The 13891-nt window shown below is 33.4% G+C and carries 11 protein-coding genes; 5 read left to right on the top strand and 6 right to left on the bottom strand.

Annotation, left to right across the window (positions count from 1 at the left end):
• The first annotated feature begins 21 nt into the window (after positions 1-21).
• The 4 genes from purU (at position 22) to ABD935_RS14675 (ending at position 2387) form a co-directional block, all read left to right on the top strand.
• Positions 22-876: a formyltetrahydrofolate deformylase gene (purU, locus tag ABD935_RS14690; RefSeq protein ID WP_345193287.1), complete on the top strand. Its 855-nt coding sequence runs from the start codon at positions 22-24 to the stop codon at positions 874-876.
• 177 nt (positions 877-1053) lie between these two features.
• The gene (locus tag ABD935_RS14685) at positions 1054-1761 is read left to right on the top strand and encodes a DUF4197 domain-containing protein (RefSeq protein ID WP_345193285.1); all 708 of its coding nucleotides are present in this window, start codon (positions 1054-1056) and stop codon (positions 1759-1761) included.
• Positions 1762-1965: 204 nt separating this feature from the next.
• Positions 1966-2163, top strand: a complete 198-nt coding sequence (locus tag ABD935_RS14680) for a Lacal_2735 family protein (RefSeq protein ID WP_345193283.1) — start codon at positions 1966-1968, stop codon at positions 2161-2163.
• A 77-nt stretch (positions 2164-2240) separates the two neighbouring features.
• A complete protein-coding gene (locus ABD935_RS14675; RefSeq protein WP_345193281.1) occupies positions 2241-2387 on the top strand; it encodes a hypothetical protein in 147 nt (48 codons plus the stop codon).
• 156 nt (positions 2388-2543) lie between these two features.
• Here the strand turns inward: ABD935_RS14675 and pyrF are convergent, their stop codons facing one another.
• From pyrF to ABD935_RS14645, 6 genes are all read right to left on the bottom strand, one after another.
• Complete coding sequence (pyrF, locus tag ABD935_RS14670) at positions 2544-3365, bottom strand: orotidine-5'-phosphate decarboxylase (RefSeq protein WP_345193279.1); 822 nt, start codon at positions 3363-3365, stop codon at positions 2544-2546.
• A 130-nt stretch (positions 3366-3495) separates the two neighbouring features.
• Positions 3496-4572, bottom strand: coding sequence for a peptide chain release factor 1 (gene prfA, locus ABD935_RS14665; protein ID WP_345193277.1), 1077 nt, complete (start codon positions 4570-4572; stop codon positions 3496-3498).
• Between the two features lie 552 nt (positions 4573-5124).
• Positions 5125-7680 (bottom strand): adenosylcobalamin-dependent ribonucleoside-diphosphate reductase, encoded by a 2556-nt coding sequence (locus ABD935_RS14660; protein WP_345193275.1) that lies wholly within the window; start codon positions 7678-7680, stop codon positions 5125-5127.
• A 199-nt stretch (positions 7681-7879) separates the two neighbouring features.
• Positions 7880-8839, bottom strand: a complete 960-nt coding sequence (locus ABD935_RS14655; protein WP_345193273.1) for a DUF3078 domain-containing protein — start codon at positions 8837-8839, stop codon at positions 7880-7882.
• Between the two features lie 259 nt (positions 8840-9098).
• Positions 9099-10277, bottom strand: coding sequence for an AIR synthase related protein (locus tag ABD935_RS14650; RefSeq protein ID WP_345193271.1), 1179 nt, complete (start codon positions 10275-10277; stop codon positions 9099-9101).
• Between the two features lie 82 nt (positions 10278-10359).
• The gene (locus ABD935_RS14645; RefSeq protein WP_345193269.1) at positions 10360-12546 is read right to left on the bottom strand and encodes a glutamine synthetase III family protein; all 2187 of its coding nucleotides are present in this window, start codon (positions 12544-12546) and stop codon (positions 10360-10362) included.
• Between the two features lie 262 nt (positions 12547-12808).
• Between ABD935_RS14645 and ABD935_RS14640 the strand changes: the two genes are divergently transcribed.
• The gene (locus ABD935_RS14640; protein WP_345193267.1) at positions 12809-13825 is read left to right on the top strand and encodes a glutamine synthetase beta-grasp domain-containing protein; all 1017 of its coding nucleotides are present in this window, start codon (positions 12809-12811) and stop codon (positions 13823-13825) included.
• The last annotated feature ends 66 nt before the right edge of the window (positions 13826-13891 follow it).

Below are 13891 nucleotides of genomic sequence, written 5' to 3'. Positions count from 1 at the left end.
GCATCTAAAGAATAAAATTTCATGAATAAAATCACCATTTTAATACATTGTAAAGATCGTTCTAAAATTATAGCATCCGTAACTAATTTTATTGCTCAAGAAGGCGGAAATATAGTTTATATAGACCAGCATGTTGACAGGGAACAGGATATCTTTTTTATGCGTTTAGAAAGTGAATTTATTTCTGAATCTTTTTCTACCGATAACTTCAAGAATTCTTTTAAAAGTGATTTGGCTGAAAAATTTCAAATGAAATGGCGCATTTATTCTTCTGATAAAAAACCAAAAATGGCATTGTTTATTTCTAAATATGACCATTGCCTATATGATTTATTAGGACGTTATAATTCTGGAGAGCTTAACTTAGAAATTCCTTTTATAATTAGTAACCATCTTGATTTAAAATCGATTGCAGATAATTTCAAAATTCCTTTTTATCATGTTCCAGTTACTAAAGACACGAAAGAAGAAGCAGAAAACAAACAACTGGAATTATTAGAAAAACACAAAATCGATTTTATAGTTTTAGCACGTTATATGCAAATTGTTTCAGGAAAATTAATTGATAAATATACTAATAAGATAATCAATATCCATCACTCTTTTCTACCTGCCTTTGTCGGTGCAAAGCCTTATCATTCTGCCTATAAACGAGGTGTAAAAATTATTGGAGCTACTAGTCATTATGTTACAGAAGAGTTAGATGCAGGCCCAATTATTGAACAAGATGTTACTCGTGTAACGCATGCGCATGCCATTGAAGATTTAATAACCAAAGGCCGTGATTTAGAAAAAATTGTTCTTGCCAATGCAGTTAAACTGCACGCTAATAGAAAAGTAATGGTTTTTAATAATAAGACCGTTATTTTTTCCTAGAAAAGTAAGCTATGATATATATTCCTTTTAATTCTATAAAAAGTGACTATATATTTATTTTTGTGTCTTAAAGAGGATTATATCTTATGTTGTTGAAGTCTTGAGACAATACCAATAATTCTATTCACAAACTAGATTTTAATAATAATGCTTTAAATAAACATAAAACCCAAAATCATGATACGTAATTTTTTAGCTATTCTCTTAATATTAAATGTAACGGCCTGTGCTGAATTACAGCAAGTTGTTAACCAATTACCACAAGGCGGCGGTGCACTTGGCAATGCAGAAATCGCCTCTGGATTAAGACAAGCCTTAGACTTAGGTATAGATAAACAAGTAACCAAGCTTACTCAAACCGATGGTTTTTTTAAAAATGAATTGGTTAAAATTTTATTACCAGAAGAGCTTCAAAAAGTCGATAAAGCCTTAAGAGATATTGGCTTAAGCAATTTGGCTGATGAAGGCTTAAAAGTATTAAATAGAGCTGCTGAAGATGCTATAAAAGAAGCAACACCTATATTTATTGATGCCGTTAAAGGTATTACGTTTGACGATGCAAAAAACATTTTACTTGGTAATAACGATGCTGCAACACAGTATTTAACTTCTAAAACGCAAACAGCACTTTATGATAAGTTTAATCCTGTTATTAAAAATTCATTTAGTAAAGTAGGCGCAGATACTATATGGAATAATTTAATAAACAAATACAATAGCATTCCTTTTACAAATAATGTAAATCCAGATTTAACCGATTATGTAACTGGTCAAGCTTTAAAAGGGGTTTATACTATGATTGCTGTTGAAGAACTTGAGATACGTACAAAACTTTCATCAAGAACAACTGATTTGCTGAGGAAAGTTTTTGCTTTGCAAGACTAAAAATAAAACAACTAAAACTTATAAAGCCGAATGTTAAATATTCGGTTTTTTTATACAATCTACCCAAATCTGGCTGATAAAACCAACGAAGCATTTAACATAAGATTACTATTACAGGTTTTAAATAGCAAATAAATTACACCTGTTTTTATTGCTTATCTGTAAAAAAAATGTATCTTTAAGTACTTGTTAATCAAATACTAAATGAATCGAATTGACGAAATAAACACTCGCCAAGACCAACTTAATAAGCAGTACAAAATACTTGTTGAGCAAGCTTATAATTTTCGTCAAACAGATTCTGCCTTAAGCGACATTTCTGAATACAGAGCCATTAAACTTCTTAACAAGCTTAATCGATTAAAATATCTTTATAGAGAGCAAAACAAATCCGCTGTATAAAATTTAATAATTCTTTAACGTTTTAACAACATCTAAATGAGGTATTTACCCGTACTTTATATAAACTAAAGAACGTCATGAGTACACAATTTTGTAAAGTTGGTAAAATAAAACCCAACCTAAGTAAATTAATTAGCTTAAAAGAAATAGAAAATAGGATTGCAAACTTTGTAGATGACACTACCAAGATTGATTATTCTGAAGATCTAAACGAAGCTTCTTAAAATATTTGAATGCTTTTGTAAGCTTGGAGCCATACCAAGAAAAGAATTCCCCATCAACCAATGCAATAATGGCATTGGGGTAAAATTATTGTAGTTCATTTTTATATATTTCTTTAAACAGTAGCTGTTATGGTTTCCAGTTTTACTCGGACACAATTAAGACTGATCACTCAAGATTTGTGCCATTTCTCGTTGAAGTTCTTCAGCTTTTAATGCAGCCGTTTGAGCAAAATCTTCTTTGTTAGAAGCATAAATGATACCTCTTGAAGAATTAATAAGCAGACCAACAGCATCCGTCATCCCATATTTACAAACGTCTTGTAAATTACCACCTTGTGCTCCAACTCCAGGTACTAATAAAAAACTATCTGGAATTATGCTTCTGATATCAGCAAAATATTCAGCTTTAGTTGCACCAACAACATACATAAGGTTTTTGGAATTTTTCCAAGATTTTGAAGTTTCTAATACCTGTTTGTATAGTTCTTTTCCGTCTACCAGTATTGTTTGAAAATCAAACGCACCTTGATTAGATGTTAAGGCCAACATAATGGTATGCTTATCTTCAAAAGATAAAAATGGCTCTACAGAATCTTTTCCCATATAAGGTGCAACAGTAACAGAATCGAACGCTAAATCCTCAAAAAAAGCGGTAGCGTACATGGTGCTTGTGTTACCTATATCTCCACGTTTAGCATCAGCAATGGTGAAAATTTCTGGATGGTTTTTGTTTAAATATTTGATGGTTTTTTCTAGAGCTTTCCACCCCTTTATACCATATGCTTCGTAAAATGCGGTATTAGGTTTGTAAGCCACGCAGAGATGGTGTGTAGCATCAATTATAGCTTTATTAAAAGCAAAAATTGGATCTTCTTCTTTTAAAAGATGTTTTGGGATTTTGTTTAAATCGACATCCAATCCAATGCATAGAAAGGATTTTTTTTGTTTGATTTGATTTACTAACTCTTGTGTTGTCACTTAATATATTTTATTATTCCCATTTATTCTATGAGGGTCATTTTTTAAATTTAAACCAAATAACTCCCTTGTTGATTCCTGCCTTCGCAGGAACGACAAACTAAAAATATTCGTGAATTCTCGGCTGTTTTTAAATCACATCGGTATTAGCCTTTAACTTCTCAGTATTATCGGCTAATTGTAATTCATCTATAATTCTTTGAATATCACCATTTACAATGTTTGATAAATCGTATAGTGTCAGACCTATTCTATGATCTGTAACACGCCCCTGAGAATAGTTATAGGTTCTAATTTTAGCACTTCTATCCCCACTTGTTACCATGGTGCCACGTAAAGCGGCATCTTCTTCTAGTTTTTTCGCCAACTCCAAATCATACAATCTTGAACGTAATACTTTAAAAGCTTTCTCTTTATTTTTATGTTGAGATTTTTGATCTTGACATTGTGCCACCAACCCCGTTGGAATATGCGTTAAACGCACCGCAGAATATGTCGTATTTACAGATTGTCCTCCTGGACCAGACGAACAGAAAAAATCAATACGCACATCTTTTGGGTTAATCTCCACATCAAACTCTTCGGCTTCTGGAAACACCATTACCGTTGCTGCACTTGTATGCACACGACCTTGTGTTTCAGTTTGTGGTACACGTTGTACACGGTGTACACCTGCTTCAAATTTTAAAGTTCCGTAAACATCTTCTCCTGTAACTTCAAACTGAATTTCTTTAAAACCTCCATTAGTCCCTTCACTAAAATCTATAGTATCTACTTTCCAGCCCCTACTTTCACAATATTTAGTGTACATTCTAAACAAATCGCCAGCAAAAATACTAGCTTCATCACCACCAGTTCCTGCACGTAATTCTACTACGGCATTTTTAGAATCTTCAGGGTCTTTAGGAATTAAAAGCATTTTTATTTCTTCTTCTAATTTAGGAATTCCTTCTTTAGCTTCATCATATTGCATTTTAGCCATTTCAACCATTTCGGCATCACTACCATCTGCAATTATTTCTTCAGCTTCAGCTAAATTATTAGTAAACTCTAGGTATAATTCTCGCTTATCCATAAGAATTCGCAAGTCTTTATATTCTTTATTTAATGCAACATAACGCTTTTGGTCGGTAATAATATCGGGTTGGATAATTAAATCGCTAACCTCATCAAAACGTTGTTTTACTATTTGTAACTTCTCTAACATCTGCCTTTTTAATTGGGAATCAAAAATACGATAATTTATGAATTTTTAATGATTACGAAGTACCGTAATAGCTAAAAATCAAAAATATTCTTTAACAAATGGCGTTATCATACTTACTATGCATCAATTATTTTCCATATTCATTTTTTACAGACCATTTATTTTATGGTCCTTTGGAATAAATATGTTGCTTTCTTTTTTTAAACACGACATGATCCCCGTACTCATCGTTAAGCTATTTTTGGTTGTTTTTTTATGGTATTTGCTAAATGAAACGCATGCCAAACGAAAGCTTATTTTATATAAAAACTTAGGCATTTCAACTTTAAAGTTGTTTTCCTATATATTTATCATTGACTTGGTTATAAGCATTCCGTTTCTCCTGATTCTAAAGGAGTTTATCTAAAACCATTGACCAATTGAAATTACCAAAAAGGAAAAGGAAGCCAACTGGCTTCTTTTTCAAACTAACTAACTTTAGACCCCCGCCTTCACAGGAATAACAATTTCATCAGAAACCTCAAAATGGATTCTAGAGGAATTCTTTTTCAATTAACCGCACTTAGAAGAACCACAATCTTTACATGTTAGGCAACCTTCTTGGTATATTAAATTTTCAGATTTACAATTATCGCATGCTTGTCCTTTTGCCTTTGTTCCATCTGCCACGTAACGTTTTAGGGCACGTACAACACCATTTTTCCATGTGTTTATAGATTCACTATCCAATTGTAAACTATTAATTAAATCCACAATCTTGTCAATAGGCATTCCGTGACGCAACGTACTAGAAAAGAGTTTAGCGTAATTCCAAAACTCTGGATTAAACTTATGCGACAAACCTTCAATAGTCGTTTTATAACCTCTAGTATTTTTATATTGAAAATCGTAACGTGAGCTACCATCCTCATTTCTGTTTTTTATAATTAGTCCTTTATTTACCCAACGCGGAATTAAAATACCATCTTCATCATCAGCTAAACCAGTAAATACTTCATAAGGACTATCATCAATTAAACCTATAAACGCAATCCATTTTTCTTTATTATTTTGAAAACGCACTACATCAGCTTCTAAAACCTGAGGGCGTTTTATTGGGAATGCTGTTAACGAATCCTTAGTTTTATCTTCTTTTTTATCATCGTTAGAAATTAAAACCCCTGAACGCGAGCCATCTCTGTAAACCGTAACACCTTTACAGCCTACTTCCCATGCTTTCAAATATAAATCTCCAACTAAATCTTCTGTAACATTATTAGGAAGATTTATGGTTACACTAATGGAATGGTCTACCCATTTTTGAATGGCGCCTTGCATGCTCACTTTACTTAACCAATCTACATCATTTGATGTTGCTTTATAATAAGGCGATTTTTTAATTAACTCATCTATTTCACTTTGTGAAAAATTTTTTGAACTATCTATGCCGTTTACTTCCATCCATTGCTTAAAGCGATGATGAAAAACCACATATTCCTCCCATGAATCTCCAACCTCATCAACAAAATCTACACGTACTTCCTTATCGTTAGGATTAACTTTTCTTCTACGCTTATAAACAGGCATAAATACAGGCTCAATCCCGGAAGTAGTTTGAGTCATTAAACTCGTAGTTCCTGTTGGCGCAATGGTTAATAATGCAATATTTCGTCTACCATGCTCTAACATGTCGTAATACAACTTACTATCTGCTTCTTTTAAACGCAGAATAAAAGGGTTGTTTTTTTCGCGTTCTGCATCAAAAATTGAAAATGCACCACGTTCTTTTGCTAAATTTACTGAAGCACGATATGCTTCAATAGCAATTGTTTTATGGACTTCTAAAGAAAAAGCATTTCCTTCTTTACTGCCATATTGAATACCTAAACCAGCCAACATATCCCCTTCTGCAGTTATACCAACACCCGTTCTACGGCCTTCTTCTGCCTTATGCTGAATGTTAACCCACAAGTTGCGCTCCGTAGCTTTTATTTCATCCAACTCGGGATCGGCATCAATCTTTTTAATAATGTTATCAATTTTTATAAGTTCCAAATCGATTATATCGTCCATGATACGCTGAGCAACCGCAATATGTTTTTTAAATAATTTGAAGTTGAAACTAGCTTTATCCGTAAAAGGGTTTTCTACATAAGAAAACAAGTTGATAGCTAATAATCGGCAAGAATCATAAGGGCATAACGGTATTTCTCCACACGGATTTGTGGACACTGTTTTGTAACCTAAATCGGCATAACAATCCGGAACAGATTCATTAATAATGGTATCCCAAAATAAAATTCCTGGTTCAGCAGATTTCCATGCGTTATGTACTATTTTTTTCCAAAGTGCATTGGCATCAATCGATTTAGATACTTTAGGGTTCTCACTGAAAATAGGATATTTTTGAGTGTACTTTGCCCCACTTTTAACAGCGTTCATAAAACCATCATCAATTCTAACCGATACATTTGCCCCAGTAACTTTACCTTGCTCTAACTTAGCATTAATAAAATCTTCTGAATCTGGATGATTAATAGAAACGGATAACATAAGTGCGCCTCGCCTTCCATCTTGAGCAACCTCTCTTGTAGAATTAGAATAACGCTCCATAAACGGTACAAGCCCTGTTGATGTTAATGCCGAATTTTTTACTGCGGAACCTTTTGGACGCACATGTGATAAATCGTGCCCAACACCTCCTCTACGCTTCATGAGTTGCACTTGCTCTTGGTCGATTTTCATAATACCACCATAGGAATCTGATTCTCCATCATTACCTATAACAAAACAATTAGAAAGTGAACCTATTTGAAACGGATTACCAATTCCTGCCATGGGGCTTCCTTGCGGCACAATGTATTTAAAATCTTTAATAAAATTAAATATATCTTCTTCAGATAACGGGTTTGCATATTTAGTCTCAACACTTGCCAGTTCTTTAGCAATACGTCGATGCATATCGTTTGGTGTTAACTCATATATATTTCCTTGAGAGTCTTTTAGCGCGTATTTATTTAGCCATACACGAGCGGCAAGGTCATCATTTTTAAAATATTTCAACGCCGCTTTAAAAGCTTCGTCTTGCGTGTAAGTTTTGAGGTTTTTTTGGGCAAGTTCTGTAATCATTAGTGAATTCGTATTTTTAGGTATAATTAGGTTATTTAACAAAGCATAAATAAACTATAAATATACAACTTAAAACATGACAAATATCATAAAGTTTACCAATAAATACACTTAAAATACTATAAATCAATTATCTAAAAATTTATCAACATAAAAAAGTTAACAAATTTCTCTAATAAAACGTGAAGTTATTTTTTTTTCAGAAGTCTACAGCAACACCAACGCCTAAAAACTGTTTCCATTGCACTTTGGCGCCAGCCTCATCAAACTCGCCTTCAATTTCTGATGGTTTAATTGTTTTAACATCATCATCATATCTTAAATGAGAGCCTAAGGTTGCCCTAACAAAACTGTTTACTTTAAAATCGAAATCTAATCTCCAGTCTAAGTCTAAATTTCCAAAGTTGTTTACATAATCTGAATACAGACTCACTTGATTTTTTACATTAATGTTTTCTGCTAATTCCATTTCATAGCTGTTGGTCACCAAAACACCTACTTCTGTTCTTATTTTTTCACCAGGGATAATTACATTTCCATTAGTATCTAAAACCGCTGGAGCAACACCGAAAGAACCAGCGTTAGCCAAATCTTCATCTAAAACAAAAGTGGCCTTTAGGGTTAATGGCGAAAAATAAAAAGACAGCCTATCAATGTTTTTCCCATATTCCATACCGCCACCAAAAAACAAATACCCAGGTGCAAGCAATCTAGAAATAGGAGTGTCTTTATTTGGATAGTTATACCCATTTGTTAACTGAGTTCTGAAGTTAAGTCTCGCAGAATAAAACCAATTAGATAGACTATCTGGCTTAAAACCCATGTTAGAATTTATCTCGATTAAATCATCGGTTTTTCTAAGCTCTCTAGATTCTTGTTTATTTACACCATAACGAACCTCTACATTATTCTTCCAATTAAAATACTTGTCTTTATAATTAAGCTTAGATTTTACGCCCAATAAACCAGAAATAGAATTACTACCCCCAGAATTCCAATTTACAAAGGCGACCTCACTTAAATCGAATGATGCTTTATTTTTTTGAGTCCATTGAGGTCCCGTATATTTTGGTATCTTCTCTTTTATAAAAAGTGTATCTGGCTGAGCATGACTAAAATTAAAGGATAAGCAAACTAAGATTAATAGAATATACTTCATGGTTATGTTCGGTTATTTTTAAACTTTCTTTTTATCAAAAACCATTCCGTTTTAATAAAAAAAGCACAAATGAAGTATTTTGTTTCAACTTGTTGATAAAAAATAGATGATAGTCATTTCAAAAATCTTCATTTTAGATGCCTGCTTTATTCATTAGATAATACTTAATAATAATGAATTCACGAATCTTACGATTTCAAGGGAATGACAATTTCAAACGAAACCTCAATGCAAAAACCTTAAGGAATTCTTTTTCGATTTAATAGCTAAACTCCCCAAACTCAGATTTTATTGTAAGTTTTTTAGTTTTTGACGCTTCTACTCTACCTATAATTTTAGCATCTACATTGAAAGATTTAGAAATAGCTATAATATTATCAGCAACTTCTGGAGTTACATATAACTCCATTCTGTGCCCACAATTAAACACTTGATACATTTCTTTCCAATCTGTTTTTGATTGCTCTTGTATCAATTTGAACAATGGTGGAATTGGAAACATATTGTCTTTTACAATATGAAATTCATCAACAAAATGAAGAATTTTAGTCTGTGCACCACCAGAACAATGTACCATACCATGAATGGACTCACTATTATATTCCGATAGGATTTTTTTAATAATTGGCGCATAGGTCCGTGTTGGAGATAACACCAATTTACCAGCATCTATAGGCGAATCTTTTACTGAATCAGTTAATTTAACACCTCCAGAATACACTAATTCTTCTGGCACTGAAGCATCAAAACTTTCAGGATATTTTTCTGCTAAATACTTACTAAACACATCATGGCGCGCAGACGTTAATCCGTTGCTTCCCATGCCGCCATTGTATTGCTTCTCGTAACTGGCTTGCCCAAAAGATTCTAAACCAACAATAACGTCGCCAGCTTTTATATTTGCATTATCTATGACTTCACTTCGTTTCATTCTGGCTGTTACTGTAGAATCAACAATAATTGTTCTTACTAAATCACCAACATCGGCAGTTTCTCCTCCTGTTGAATGAATGGTTACACCAAAAGATTTTAAATCTTCCAGCAGTTCTTCTGTGCCATTTATAATTGCTGATAAAACCTCGCCTGGAATTAAATTCTTGTTTCTTCCTATGGTTGAAGACAGCATGATATTGTCGGTAGCACCAACACATAATAAATCGTCAATATTCATGATTAAGGCATCTTGAGCAATCCCTTTCCAAACGGATATATCGCCAGTTTCCTTCCAATACATATACGCTAAAGAGGACTTTGTCCCTGCGCCATCGGCATGCATAATCAAGCAATAATCATCATCATTGGTTAAATAATCTGGAACTATTTTACAAAATGCCTTAGGGAACAATCCTTTATCAATGTTCTTAATAGCATTGTGAACATCTTCTTTTGATGCTGAAACTCCGCGTTGCGCGTAACGTTTTGAAACTTCTTGACTCATAATGTTGTATTGTGGTGCAAATTTACTTTTTTGAATTAAAAAATCCCGCTTTTTTAAAGCAGGATTTAAGAAGTTTTAAACACTATCGTGTAAATAACAATTCTCTGTATTTAGTTAAGGGCCAAAGTTCATCATCAACTAGAAGTTCTAACTTATCACAGTGATAACGAATATCATCAAACAAAGCCCTTACTTTCTTAGAATACGCCTCCGCTCTCTCTTCAATATCTATAAAATTATTCGCGCTTTTTCGCTCTGCAATCATTTTAACAACATTCACATTGATACCTTCAATATGATTGGATATTTCTTCAATTAAATTGATTTGCTCTTTAGCTACACCTTGATATTTCTCTTCAAAAATTTCTTTTAACCCTCTTACATTTTCAATTAAAATATTTTGATATTTTACTGCTGTGGGTACAATATGATTTCTAGCAATATCACCTAGCACCCTACTCTCAATTTGAATATGTTTAATATAAGCTTCTACTTCAATCTCATAACGTGCTTTAGTTTCAATTTCGCTCATCACATTCATTTCTTCAAAAAGGGAAATACTTTTTTTAGAAATCTTAGCTTTTAAGGCTTCAGGAGTGGTTTTATTATTACTTAAACCCCGTCTTTTAGCTTCTTTCTCCCAGGCTTCTCCATAACTATTTCCATCAAACAAAATAGCCTTGGTTGATTTTATATATTCCCTTAATACATTAAAAACAGCTTCATCTTTCTTTAAATCTTTCTTATTTATTAAAATATCCACTTCCTTTTTAAAATCTGTTAATTGCTTAGCAACTATGGTATTTAAAACCGTCATTGGGTTTCCACAATTTGCTGTTGAACCTACAGCTCTAAACTCAAATTTATTACCCGTAAAGGCAAAAGGAGATGTTCTATTTCTATCTGTGTTATCTAGAAGCACATCTGGAATTTTCCCAACTACGTTAAGTTTTAATTCCGTTTTTTCTTGCGGAGATAATTTCCCTTTAGTTACCCCCTCAAGCTCTTCTAATACTTTAGTAAGTTGCCCTCCTATAAACACAGAAATAATTGCAGGTGGCGCTTCATTAGCTCCCAATCTGTGATCATTTCCTGCCGAAGCAATGGTTGCTCTCAACAGCGCTTCATTCTCATGAACCGCTTTTATAGTATTTATAAAAAAAGTTAAAAATTGTAAGCTACTCATTGGTGTTTTTCCTGGCGCTAAAAGATTTATCCCCGTATCCGTTGATAATGACCAGTTATTGTGTTTTCCTGAACCACTTACCCCTGCAAAGGGTTTTTCATGTAATAATACTTTAAAATTATGATGTGATGCCACACGTCCCATAATATCCATTAATAAGGAATTATGATCTACCGCTAAATTAGCCTCCTCAAAAATAGGTGCTAATTCAAATTGATTTGGAGCCACCTCATTATGTCTTGTTTTTACGGGAATTCCTAAAAGCATACATTCCGTCTCTAAATCCCGCATAAAATTTAATGCCCTATTAGGAATAGAACCAAAATAATGATCATCCAATTGTTGCCCTTTGGCTGATGAGTGCCCCAATAAAGTACGCCCCGTCATTGTAATATCTGGACGACTGGCTGCTAACATTTTATCTATTAAAAAGTATTCTTGCTCCCACCCTAACGACGATGTTACCTTTTTAACATTTTTATCAAAATACTTACACACAGCAGTAGCAGCATCATCAACCGCATGCAAAGCTCTTAAAAGTGGGGTTTTATAATCTAATGCTTCTCCTGTATACGCCACAAATATGGTAGGAATACATAATGTTGTTCCATAAATAAAGGCTGGAGATGTTGGATCCCATGCTGTATAACCCCTAGCCTCAAAGGTGTTTCTAATCCCTCCGCTTGGAAAACTGGATGCGTCAGGTTCCTGTTGTACCAATTGAGAACCTCCAAATTTCTCAATAGCCATACCCCCGCCAATAGTTTCAAAAAACGCATCATGCTTTTCAGCAGTAGAACCCGTTAATGGCTGGAACCAATGTGTATAATGGGTTACGCCCTTTGACAATGCCCAATCTTTCATAGAAGAAGCTACTTGGTCTGCTATATTCCTATCAATCTTTTTCCCAAACTGAACCGCATTCATCACGCCTACAAAAGCATCTTTTGTCAAATATTGACGCATTGTGTTTTCATTAAACACATTTTTTCCAAATAATACTGACTGCCTTTCCGTAGCTTCAATTTTAATTGGCTTGTATGCAAGAGATTCTTTGATAGCGTGAAATCTTAATATTGACATTATTTAAAACGTTTTGAAATTGAATTGTTAAGCAAAAGTAAACAGGTTTGACAAAAAAACCTTTAAACTGAAAAATTCTTTTAAGATTATTTCAGTTTTTTTATAAAATAATAGTCTTTTTTTAAAATAAACCTTAAAAAAATAGGGTATAAATAAAAATAACTCATGTATTTATTAAAACACCCCTATAAATTTAAAGTAAAAACATAAAAATCTATATTTGTGATATTATTATCAATATTTCAATTTTAAAAGATTCATTATGGCAAAAATTAAATTAGAATACCTTTGGTTAGATGGTTATTTCCCAACTCAAAATTTGAGAAGTAAAACCAAAGTAGAAGAGCATGAAAACTTTCAAGGAACAATAGAAGAATTAGGATTGTGGTCTTTTGACGGTTCTTCTACGCAACAGGCTTCAGGTGGAGCATCTGACTGTATTTTAAAACCAGTTGCTATCTATCCAGACCCTAAAAGAATCAACGGTTATTTAGTTATGACTGAAGTAATGAATGCTGATGGAACTCCACATGTGTCTAACGCACGTGCTACTATTGAAGATGATGATAACGATTTCTGGTTCGGGTTTGAGCAAGAATACTTTATTATGAATACAAATACTGAATTACCATTAGGATTCCCAAGAGGTGGTTACCCAGCTCCACAAGGCATGTACTACTGTTCAGTTGGAGGATTACATACTCACGGACGTGATTTAGTTGAAGAGCACGCTAACGCATGTATCGATGCTGGATTAAACTTTGAAGGCATTAATCAAGAAGTTGCATCTGGACAATGGGAATTTCAATTGTTTGCAAAAGGCGCTAAAAAAGCAGGAGATGAAATTTGGGTTGCTAGATATTTATTAGATCGTTTAACTGAAGGTCGTGGTATGTACATTGAGTACCACCCAAAACCATTAGGTGATACAGATTGGAATGGATCAGGTATGCACGCTAACTTCTCCAACACAATCTTAAGAACTTGTGGATCTAAAGAAAAATATGCTGAAATTTGTGAAGCATTTAGACCTGTTACAGCTGAACACATTGCTGTTTATGGTGAGTTTAACGAACAACGTTTAACTGGTAAGCACGAGACAGCATCTATTACAGATTTCTCTTGGGGGGTTTCAGATAGAGGAGCATCAATTCGTATTCCAATTATCGCTGTAGAAAAAGGATATAAAGGATGGTTAGAAGATCGTCGTCCATCTTCAAATGCAGATCCATACAAAGTTGCTGCAAGAATTATTAAAACTGTTAAGCCAGTTAAATAAGGTTTATAGTTTTACATACAAAGAACGCTAACATTAATTTGTTGGCGTTTTTTATATGATAAAGTT

Origin of the sequence: Algibacter agarivorans (assembly GCF_039543245.1) — a bacterium.
Taxonomy (GTDB): Bacteria; Bacteroidota; Bacteroidia; order Flavobacteriales; family Flavobacteriaceae; genus Algibacter_G; species Algibacter_G agarivorans.
The sequence above is the reverse complement of the archived record's forward strand: the minus strand, read 5'-3'. Positions and strand labels throughout refer to the sequence as shown.